This window comes from Streptomyces sp. NPDC048560, assembly GCF_040650955.1.
Classification (GTDB): Bacteria; Actinomycetota; Actinomycetes; order Streptomycetales; family Streptomycetaceae; genus Streptomyces.
Genome location: NZ_JBEZIJ010000009.1, coordinates 428,046 through 437,980, shown reverse-complemented (window position 1 = coordinate 437,980; position 9,935 = coordinate 428,046). Strand labels below are relative to the sequence as shown.

Here is a 9,935-nt window from a genome sequence, read left to right as displayed (position 1 = left end):
GCTGGAACAGGCAACAACGGCTCGACCAGCGACCACAGTTCGTCCGAGACGATCCACGGACGCGACTCCCTCTTTCCCACGAACAGTCCAACGAGTAACCCAGCCGACAGTCACACCATCAGAGGCTTCTGTTAGGACCTTTAACTGCCCTTGGCCTCCTCGGCGTTGCGCCAGATCGTGAGGTCGAGGGAGATGTACCTGCTCGGGTCCTTGACCGCCGACTTGCCGCGGTACGTGGCCACGGCGATGTGTCCCGCGTCGCTGAGCACGCAGATCTGCGAGCCGTCCGTGAGCTGGTCGAGACCGATCTTCTCGGTGTACCGGGTCTCGCCTCGACAGAGCTTCAGAGAGCCCTTCTGCGAGTTGTTCAACAGGACCAGTTTCCCGTTGTCCGTGCCCAGTTGCTCGTCCCCGAACATGGTGTCGTAGTAGTAGAAGAGGTCCCCCTTGCCGTAGTGCACGCCGTTGTTCTCGTCCTCGACCGGGCGCGGCGGGTCGTCGGCGAGCATGACGCTGTAGTTGGCCGTCACGTCGATGTTCTCGTACGAGACGGGCTTGGGGTCCGTGTGCTGCTGGGCCTTTTCCGAGGAACCGCCGGCCGTCGAGCCGGCTGAGGGGGACCTCTTGCTGCCATCGGGGCTGTCGGGCAGCAGGGAACCGACGAACGCGAGGAGGGCGATCGCCGCCACCACGGACCCGGCGATGATCAGCCCCTTCGGCTTGGGCTTGGGCGGCTGCGGGGCGGGCGGGAACCCGGTGGTGTGGAAGGGCGGCGGGGTGGCGTACCCCGGTCCGTAACCGGCCATCGGTCCGTAGCCCGGTACCGTGCCGGGGAGATGGGCCGGCGTACCGGATGGCATCCCGTGGCTACCCGGAGCGCCAGGCGGCGGGCCGTAGGGGCCCGGAGCCCCGGGAGGCATACCGGGAGCACCCGGGATGCCCGGCGCTCCTGTGCGGGGGCCGCCGGGAGCGGCCTGTGTGGGCGCCGCGGCAGCGGACAGGCCGGTGGGCGTGTGGAGAGGGGCGGGGCCCGCGGCCGGGGGCTGCGGCGAGCGCTCGGTCGGGGTGGGGGCGACGGGCGCTGCCGCCGTGGGGGGACGCACCGGCTCCGGCAGACGCAGTCGCTCGGTGATCGAACCTGCGATGGTCCTCGGCAACCAGTCCTCACCCTGGCGCAGCGGGACGGTCGAGGCCTCGTGGCACAGTGCGATGACCTCGGCCAGGGAAGGCCGGGCCGCAGGGTCGCGGCTGAGGCAGCGCGTCACCAGGGGGCGAAGGTCCTCGGGCAGCCTGGTGAGATCCGGGTCCTCGTGAACGATGCGGTACAGAACCGCATGTGACGGTCCGTCTCCGAAGGCAGGTGAGCCGATCGCCGCGTAGGCCGCGATCTGGCCGAGGGCGAAGAGGTCGGTGGCGGGTGTGATCGTTCCGGCCGACGCCTGCTCGGGAGCCATGAACGCGGGCGTGCCGACGCTGACACCGGTGCTGGTCAGGGCCGTGGCGTCGGCCGCGCGGGCGATGCCGAAGTCGATGACGCGAGGGCCGTCGGACGCCAGGAGGACGTTGGCGGGCTTCAGGTCGCGGTGGACGATGCCCGCACCGTGGATGACGTGGAGTGCCTCCGCGACGCCCACGGTCAGCAACAGCACGCTGCGCAGCGGCAGTCCGCCGTGCTGGGCGACGGCGTGGGCGAGGGACGGGCCCGGCACGTACGCGGTGGCCAGCCAGGGCATCGGACCCTCGGTGTCCGAGTCGATGACCGGCGCGGTGTACAGCCCCTGCACCCGCTGGGCGGCCTTCACCTCCTGCTGGAAGCGACGCCGGAACTCGGGATCCCCGCTGAACTCGGGCCGGATCACCTTGAGCGCGATCGGCCTGCCGCCCGGCGTGTACGAGAGGTACACCTTGCCCATGCCGCCGGTGCCGAGCACTGCCGCGAGGTGGTAGCCGCCGACGACGGCGGGGTCGTCCTCCTTGAGTGGCTGAAAAAGGTCGGCCGAAGGTGCACTGCTCATACGGAAATCGTCCCCCTGCTAGCGGCGATTCGAGGCTTGTCGGCGCCCCGAAGTCGATCGAGAGCGTACCGAATATCCACCCCGGCCAAGCGGCCCAGGGCCTGCGCCCCGCACGCGGGATCCACGGACGGGCAGTCGAACTGACGGCCTGTCCGCACCCCCGGGAGGCTCGTGGCCGAGTGGCGCGCTGTTCTTCAGTACTGAAAGTTTCTGCCGATTCCGCGCGTCGGTGCAGCTGACGAGTGGCGTCACTGGTCTACGCCAGGCTGCCTCTTTACGCCCTTCGCCACTCGTGCCTTACTCATGTCGTGTCCATGGCATCCGATTATCGGATGCCATGCGTTCCGCCCCCCATCAACGTGCCCGGAGGCAGCTATGCCCGCGTACAGTTCTCCGACCCGCCGACGTACCAGATCCAGAGTCACCCTGCTGGCCGGTGTCCTCGGCAGCGTCGCCACACTGCTCGTGACCACCGCCGGCCCGGCGGCCGCCGCCGCGCCCCCCGGCCCCGGCGAGCCCGTGCGTCCCGGGCAGGCGTGGATGGGCGCGGGAACCCGTATCGAACAGGCACCCTCAGGCGGCGGCATGTCCACGATGGACACCAGCGGTGTCCAGGGCATCGACGTCTCCCACTGGCAGGGCGCGATCAACTGGGGCTCGGTGAAGGCCGCCGGCATCGACTTCGCCTACATGAAGGCCACCGAGGGCACGAGCTTCAAGGACAGCCGCTTCAGCGCCAACTACACCGGCTCGTACAACGCCGGCCTGATCCGGGGCGCGTACCACTTCGCACGCCCGGACGCCTCCAACGGGGCGACGCAGGCCAACTACTTCGCCGGCAGCGGCGGTGGATGGTCCAAGGACGGCAAGACTCTCCCCGGAGTGCTGGACATCGAGCACAACCCGTCGGGCGCCATGTGCTACGGCCTCTCCACGACCCAGATGCGCACCTGGGTCAACGACTTCTACACCGCGTACAAGGCGCGCACGACCCGGGACGTCGTCATCTACACCACGGCCAGCTGGTGGAACACCTGCACCGGGAACTGGACCGGCATGTCCACCAAGTCCCCTCTCTGGGTCGCGCATTGGGGTACGGCGAGCCCCAGCATTCCCAGCGGATTCCCCACCTGGACGATCTGGCAGTACTCGGCCACCGGCCGGGTCTCCGGTGTCGCCGGTGACGTGGACCGCAACAAGTTCAACGGCACCATGACCCGACTCCTGGCCCTCGCCAACAACACGGCGTAACCGGGCACTCGTCGCGGCGGCCGGGTGGGTTCGCACGGGCTCACCCTGCCGCCGCAGGTGCGGGAGCCCCCATCCCCGCCGCCACCCCGCCGGCCGGTGTCTCCGAAAGCCGGCCGGCTCTGACCGCAGTACAGGAGTCCGCCGTGAATCGTCCGAAGCTGACCCGTCGCCACGTCCTGCTCGCCGGCACGGGCACCGTCGCCGCCGCCGCGTTACCGGGCGCCGCCCACGCGGCAAGCGCCGTCGAACCCGACATCGACAGCACCTCGGAGTGGAACGCCCGAGCGCCCCGGAGCCCGGTGAGCATGGTCGGAAAGAGGCCGAACAAGATCATCGTGCATCACACCGTCAGCACCAACACCTCCGACTTCTCCCGTGCCCAGGCCCACGCCCACGCCCACTGGGTCCAGGACCTGCACATGGACAAGAACGGCTGGATCGACAGCGGCTACCACTTCCTCGTCAGCCGGGGCGGCTGGATCACCGAAGGGCGGCACCGCAGCCTCACCGCGCTCCAGGGCGGCAGCAACTTCGTACTGGCCGCTCACACGTCCGGACAGAACGACCAGGCCATCGGCATCGCCAACGAGGGTGCCTACCATGACGGCGCCCAGCCGCCCGCCCCGCAGTGGGACGTCCTGGTGGTGCTCTGCGCGTACGTCTGCCGGCAGTACGGCATCGCGCCGAGCCGCATCTACGGGCACAAGGACTTCGGCACCACGCTGTGCCCGGGCGTTCTGCACGACAAGCTGCCCCTGCTGCGCAGCCAGGTGGCGGCGAGCATGTGACCTGGTTCGGCCGGTCAACCGTTCGGTGGCTCAAGCGTTGAGCCCTCAATCATTGACTCTCTCAACCGTATGAGTGCTTCAGCCGTTCAGCCGTTCAGTCCGAGTCCGGGAAGGGTCAGCCGGCCGATCTCCTCGCCGGTCGCGTCGGTGCAGGTGACGTCGACGACCCCGAGGTCCGAGGGATGGCGGGCGCCGCGCGCCCGCAGCTCTGCCACGGCCAGCCGGGCCGTGGCGGCAGCGCCTGAGGCGTCGGCGCCGAAACTGCTCACCCACCACTGGGCGACAGGGATCGCGCGGTCGTGCCAGCCCCTGACGGCCATCGACTTTTCGTGCGCCGCGTCGTCAAGGGGGGCGTCCTCGTCGTCGACCATCACGACCAGCCCCTCGTCTGGGGCGTACAGGAAGGTCAGCGGCCGGTCGCCGTCGGCGTGATTGACGAGGTCGAACGCCGCCGAGCCCTCCGGCGCCTGCGCCGGCAGCTGGGTCACCCACGCGAGCATCAGGCTGCGCAGCGACTCCTCCAGCCGCTCCCAGCCGGGCGCCACACACGGCGGCAGGGGCGAGGCGGTGGCCGCCCCGACCTCGCGCAGCTGCCACAGGACCGGGAGGTCGGCGTAGGCGCGTGCCTGTCCTTCCCTGTCGCCCACACCTCTCCCGAAGATCACGCGCTCGCGCTCTTCCAGCTCGGCTGTGGCGTGGCTCGTCAGCCGCAGGGCGCTCTCCGCGCGACCGCCCTCCCCACTGTCCAGGAGCAGGCAACGGTCATCGTCCCGCCAACGGATGTTCGGCCCGCGGGAATCTCCGCCGTACAGCGTGGGTACGCCCATCCGGGGGATGAGGGCCCTCAGCGTCCGGCGTACGGAAGCTGCCTGCTCGCCGGAGTACGGAAGCAGGACGGCGGAGCGCAGCGGGTCCCCGTCCGGGGCCCGGTGGTGCAACTGTTGAGCCGCGTCCGCCAGACGCTCGGCCTCGTCGGCGGCCAGGTCTGCTTCATCCATGCGTCAACAGTGCTGCATCACGGGTGGAAGCGGGCGACTGGAGAGGCGGCGCAGGTCTCCCGGCGGGCTCAGGCCCGTGCGGCGAACTGATAGAGATCGAGCAGGCGCCCGCGCGTCGCGTGCAGCCGTCGGGTCAGCACCATGCCCACCCACTGACTGATCGCGAATCCGAACTCCGCATCCGCCGCACACAGCGACCGCACCTGCGACGCGTCGAATTCATGGGCCCGGACCGGGCTGAGCGTTTCGGCGCCGAGCTCCCACTCGAAGGGCGGGAAGAGCCAGGACAGTCCGATCAGCTCTCCGGACCCCAGAGTCTCGATTTCCGCGGGCCGCCGCTGAGGCAGTCGTGCGTCGAGAGTCACCGCTCCGGTTTTGAGGATCCAGAAGCGGTCGGCGACAGTGTGTTCCTCGAATAGACGTTGCCCCGCCGGGAACCGGACATCATTTCCCAGGCTCAGAAGGCGCTCACGATGGAGTGCCGGCAGCGAGGTGATTTTCAATGTAGTGGTCATCGGAGTACTCCTCCGAGGGGGCGGCGCTCTATGCGGGGGCGAACAAGCTGGTACAAGGTGATCTTTGCAGAGCACAGGGTGATCTTCTCAGAGGGATTGAGGCCGACGGTGTACACGGGTCCGTCGACCTCTTTCCTACAGACCTTCTTCCCCGCCACGGAGGAAGTACGCGAGGGAATTGACAGCCTGAGGTGGGGGCCGGGTGGGTGTCGCCGACGATGCGGTATCCGCCGCGGCGCCGGCCTGGCGCCGCGGCGGACGTGTGCCCGCTCATGGACCCGGGGCGGCCGTGCCGCCGTGACTATGCCGACGTGGTGAGACGCTGTTCCGCCGCGTCCACCGCGTCGTGCACGGTCGTACGGCCGAGGAGCACGCACAAGGTGTACGCGGCGTCGTCCAGCCCCTGGCGTGCGCTCCTGTCGGAGGGGGCGGCCGCCAGCAGGGCCTGACGCTTCCGGAACTCGGACAGGACCTGCTCGGTCCGTGAACGGCTCGGCATCAGTGCCACGCCCCGCAGGGTCACCGGAGGAGGCGCGGGGGTGCGGGCCGTTTCCATCGCCTTCCGCAGCGCCCGCTCCACGTGCGCCGGTACCGGTACGCCGCGGGATCCGGCCACCATCGTGGCGGCCATGGCCGCGGGAGTGACGTGGGCGGCCTCGGCAGCCCCGGCCAGGATCCGCTTCGCGTCCCGTCTCGAGCACGGAGTCATTGCCATGATCATTCCGACTGCCCAGGGTGTGGCCAGTTCTTCCAGGACCGGCTTCCACGCCGGTTCCGTCGATCCGGGCGAAGGGGAAGGACCGGATTCGGAACGCTCTTCGGCGTACGTGGACATAGGTGGGGCCATCCCTTCGAGCGGCGGGAAACGGTGCTTCGGTGAGCGGTGTGGAAATCATGCCCGCCGTACGGGAAGCGGCTCACCCTCGCGCAACTCCCTATGGGCCATTGGATTATTGCCCGTCCGGGCGGACAACGAATCAACCGCGCCGATTCGGCCGGTTTCCCATTCCTTGATCCCTCTTCCGGGCGGCACCGACCAAGCTCGTGTAATGCGCCGATCCTGAGATGAGGAGATCCGGAGATGAGGAGATCCGAAGATCCCTTCCTGCGCATACGGGGTTGGGTGTGCGGTGAGTGAATCCGGCTTATTGCTGTGACGATCGGTTGTGCGGGCGATGTCAGTAATCAGAGAATTTCTCACCCGCCGGACGAAGTGGGCTCGGCGTGCCCGGCCATGCGCTCGGAGTCGCCGGTCGGACCGTACTGCCTCCCCTTGACACCGTCCGGCCAGTCGTTTGTGTGGGACGCTGGAGGGGATGGAACAGCCTGGGTCCGTCGTCGCTGCGAGGCTTCGGCGCCCACCGGCTCCTGGACTGTGCCCGGCACGTGGCTTCAGGCCCCGGACCGGGTCCGGCAGACGCCGTGCTCCGGACTGCGCGGACCCGTGGGCCCGCCATGTCGAGGGCTGCCGCCCCGATGAGGGGAAGGCCCAATGAAGCTCTACAACGTCCAGGTGCAACTGCTGGGCTCTGTCGCCGTCGTGACCCTTTGCGGGGGCGAGCGGACCGCGGCCGTGCCCCCCATCGTCCCGCTGCAGAACGTGACCAACGGCGGCGCCGCGAGTGGCCGACGGCTGGACCGGGCCCTTGACGCCCTGCCGCCCTGGGTCTGTTCGCTCGTACTCGACCTGGACGGGGTGGGCGACCGGTATCCGGTGGCGGCGCTGACGGCGGTCCGGGAGTGGGCCGAGGCGCGGCTCGTCTATGTGGTCACGCTCGGCGCCGACCCGACGTCCGCCCATCTGCCTGACCTCCGCAGCTTCGTTCCATCCGCCACGAGGGACGGGCGGACCGGATCCGCTGTCATGGCCCGGCACGCCCTGGCACTGCGCGCGCTCGAACGCCAGGCCGCCGGGATCCGCCGGGCGCGCAAGGACGTTCACCCCTGCCGCGACGGTCCGTGACCGCGGGCGACCACGCGTCGTCACGGGACGGACCGTGATCAACGAAGTGGGCCCGTCAGTCACTGCGACGGCGAGAGTGACACGCCCGTCCTCCTGGTGACTCCTGCTTCCGATGTGCGGGAAGATGGGAACGCGGCCTGCCGGGTGGAGGTGAGATGCCGTGGAACCCGTGCCCCACGAGGACGACGAGTCCTCGAAACGACGACGCGAGACCCCCGGGGACGAAGTCGCTCTGGCGGACGTCTTCGCCCGCGCCTTCGGGCAGCGCAAGGAAGCCGAGGTCCCCGCGGCGCTCTGCCAGGCCTGTGTCGATCTCCTCGACGTATCGGGCGCCTCGATCTCACTCCATGGCGACGGCGACGCGCGCGCCCTCTGGTGGTCGAGTGATCCGGTGGCCGGACAGCTGGCCGAGGCCCAGTACACCCTGGGAGACGGCCCGTGCCAGGTGGCCATGGCGATGACCTCGTCCGTACTGGCGGCGGACCTCACATCCGGACCGGATGCGCGAAGGTGGCCCGTCTTCGCTCAGCAGGCCGTGGAACTCGGCGTACGGGCGGTGTTCTCACTGCCTCTGGGAGCGGGCGGCATCGCGATCGGTACCCTTGATCTCTACCGTGACGTGCCCGGCCCTCTCTCGGAGAAGGACCAGTCCATCGCATTCCCCGCCGCGGAGGCCATCACGACGGCGCTTCTCACCCTCTCGGAAGGGAGGGCGGTGCCCCTCCCCGACGATTCGTGGCTGTCGACGGCGGAATCCGACCACGAAGAAGTGCACGTGGCAACGGGCATGATCATGGTGCACCTCGGTGTCGACCCTCAGCAGGCCCTCGCGCGTCTGAGAGCGCACGCGTTCGCTCAGGGGCGGACCGTCACCGAGGCGGCTCTCGACGTGATCGACGGAAGGATCAGGTTCCATGAGTAGGGCCCTTCGTCCGGGGCAGGCCGGACCGCACGAGCTCGGCACGGGGCGGAGGGCAGGCTCTGCGGTCCGGTGGTCCGGACCGAACCAGCTCGCGGGGCCGGTTGCGGCACGTGCGAGTACGAAGGGGAGAATCGAGGCACCGCAGGTCATGGTGAGGAAGTTCGGCATCGAGGACGCGGGTGCCGGTTTCCGAAGGCACGGCACGGCTTGGAGGCCAGGCCGCGCGGCTGCTGTCGCGGCGGTACGGCGGCGGGGAAACGGCGGTACGGCATGAACAGGGAACAGCAGTTGGCAGAGGCGTTCGTCGACCTGACCGACACGCTGGCCAGGGACGTCGATCCCATCACCCTCCTGCGCCGTCTGGCCGGCCATTCCCTCGTGCTGACCGGCATGGACGCCGCGGGTGTCCTGCTGGCCAACGCCCGGGGCTCTCTGCGCCCTGCGGCGGTCAGCGCCGACGACACGGCGCTCACCGAGCTGTTCCAGGCGCAGGTGGTGCAGGGACCCGGCACGGAGGCGTTCAGCGACGAGAGGATCGTGCACTCCGCCGATCTCGGTGAGCACGAGGCGACCTGGCCCCACTTCGTACGCCTCGCGCGGGACGAGGGATACGTGACGGCGTACGCGATGCCTCTGCGGGTCCGTCACCAGACCGTGGGGTCTCTGAGCCTCCTGGCCCGTACCCCCGCCGTGCTGAGCCCGTCGCAGCTCTCCGTCCTGCAGGCTCTGGCCGACGTCGCGGCCACCGCGGTCGTGACCTGGAGCAGCGACTTCCTTCGGCCGACCGACATCGTCACCCGAACCCAGGCGGCACTCTCGGCCAAGGCGCTTCTCGACACGGCGGCCGGCATGATCGCCGCCACCGCGGACGTCCCTCCGCGCGAGGCGGCCGCCCGGCTGCGCGTCTATGCGGCCCGTTCCCGGCAGCGGCCCACGGACGTCGCGGATCAGCTCGTTCGCCGTCGGCTGGCACCCGAGTCCATCCAGGTCGAAGGCTCGTAGGGCGTCTCGTTCGGATCATGCCGGGCTCGTGGGTCTGATCCGAACTGATCCGAACTGATCCGAACGAAGCCTCCGTGCGCCCATGAACCGTTGAGTCCAAGGGCTCAGAAGGTGCTTGGCGCGGACATGGCGAGCAGGGCCGACATCGCGGCCACTACCGACGGATCGACCCGGTAGTAGACCCAGGTGCCGCGGCGCTGCGAGGTCAGCAGCCCCACTTCGCGCAGCTTCTTCAGATGGTGCGAGACGGTGGGCTGCGAGACGCCGACGTCCGCGATGTCGCAGACACACGCCTCACCGGCGGGGTGAGAGGCGACCTTGGAGAACAGCCGCAGCCGCACCGGGTCCGACAGCGCCTTGAACATGGCGGCCATCCCTGCCGCATCCACCTGCGAGAGCTCGGCCGAGATGATCGGCGGGCAGCACGGGGTGACCGGCGCGGCCGGCAGGCCCGTTCTCCCTGAATTCGACATTCGTCTAT

General features: G+C 69.4%; 10 protein-coding genes. 5 read left to right on the top strand and 5 right to left on the bottom strand.

The window, feature by feature from the left end:
- Positions 1-140: 140 nt before the first annotated feature.
- A complete protein-coding gene (locus AB0C82_RS25205; protein ID WP_362845933.1) occupies positions 141-2,015 on the bottom strand; it encodes a serine/threonine-protein kinase in 1,875 nt (624 codons plus the stop codon).
- 375 nt (positions 2,016-2,390) lie between these two features.
- On the opposite strand from AB0C82_RS25205, the gene AB0C82_RS25200 reads away from it, so the two are divergent.
- Positions 2,391-3,266, top strand: coding sequence for a lysozyme (locus AB0C82_RS25200; RefSeq protein ID WP_362845931.1), 876 nt, complete (start codon positions 2,391-2,393; stop codon positions 3,264-3,266).
- A 143-nt stretch (positions 3,267-3,409) separates the two neighbouring features.
- Positions 3,410-4,054: a peptidoglycan recognition family protein gene (locus AB0C82_RS25195; protein WP_362845929.1), complete on the top strand. Its 645-nt coding sequence runs from the start codon at positions 3,410-3,412 to the stop codon at positions 4,052-4,054.
- An 86-nt stretch (positions 4,055-4,140) separates the two neighbouring features.
- On the opposite strand, the gene AB0C82_RS25190 is transcribed toward AB0C82_RS25195, so the two are convergent.
- The 3 genes from AB0C82_RS25190 to AB0C82_RS25180 form a co-directional block, all read right to left on the bottom strand.
- Positions 4,141-5,052: a hypothetical protein gene (locus AB0C82_RS25190; RefSeq protein WP_362845927.1), complete on the bottom strand. Its 912-nt coding sequence runs from the start codon at positions 5,050-5,052 to the stop codon at positions 4,141-4,143.
- 68 nt (positions 5,053-5,120) lie between these two features.
- Positions 5,121-5,567, bottom strand: coding sequence for a cyclic nucleotide-binding domain-containing protein (locus AB0C82_RS25185; protein ID WP_362845926.1), 447 nt, complete (start codon positions 5,565-5,567; stop codon positions 5,121-5,123).
- 301 nt (positions 5,568-5,868) lie between these two features.
- Positions 5,869-6,276 carry a DUF5133 domain-containing protein gene (locus AB0C82_RS25180; protein ID WP_362845925.1) on the bottom strand — a complete coding sequence of 136 codons (408 nt, stop codon included), beginning with the start codon at positions 6,274-6,276 and terminating at the stop codon, positions 5,869-5,871.
- A 783-nt stretch (positions 6,277-7,059) separates the two neighbouring features.
- Here AB0C82_RS25180 and AB0C82_RS25175 point away from each other — a divergent pair.
- The 3 genes from AB0C82_RS25175 (at position 7,060) to AB0C82_RS25165 (ending at position 9,454) form a co-directional block, all read left to right on the top strand.
- Entirely contained in the window at positions 7,060-7,530 is a 471-nt protein-coding gene (locus AB0C82_RS25175) for a hypothetical protein (protein ID WP_362845923.1), read from the top strand.
- A gap of 160 nt (positions 7,531-7,690) precedes the next feature.
- Complete coding sequence (locus AB0C82_RS25170) at positions 7,691-8,452, top strand: GAF and ANTAR domain-containing protein (RefSeq protein WP_362845921.1); 762 nt, start codon at positions 7,691-7,693, stop codon at positions 8,450-8,452.
- A 270-nt stretch (positions 8,453-8,722) separates the two neighbouring features.
- The gene (locus AB0C82_RS25165; RefSeq protein ID WP_362845919.1) at positions 8,723-9,454 is read left to right on the top strand and encodes a GAF and ANTAR domain-containing protein; all 732 of its coding nucleotides are present in this window, start codon (positions 8,723-8,725) and stop codon (positions 9,452-9,454) included.
- 104 nt (positions 9,455-9,558) lie between these two features.
- Here the strand turns inward: AB0C82_RS25165 and AB0C82_RS25160 are convergent, their stop codons facing one another.
- Positions 9,559-9,927: a metalloregulator ArsR/SmtB family transcription factor gene (locus tag AB0C82_RS25160; protein WP_362845917.1), complete on the bottom strand. Its 369-nt coding sequence runs from the start codon at positions 9,925-9,927 to the stop codon at positions 9,559-9,561.
- Positions 9,928-9,935: the final 8 nt, after the last annotated feature.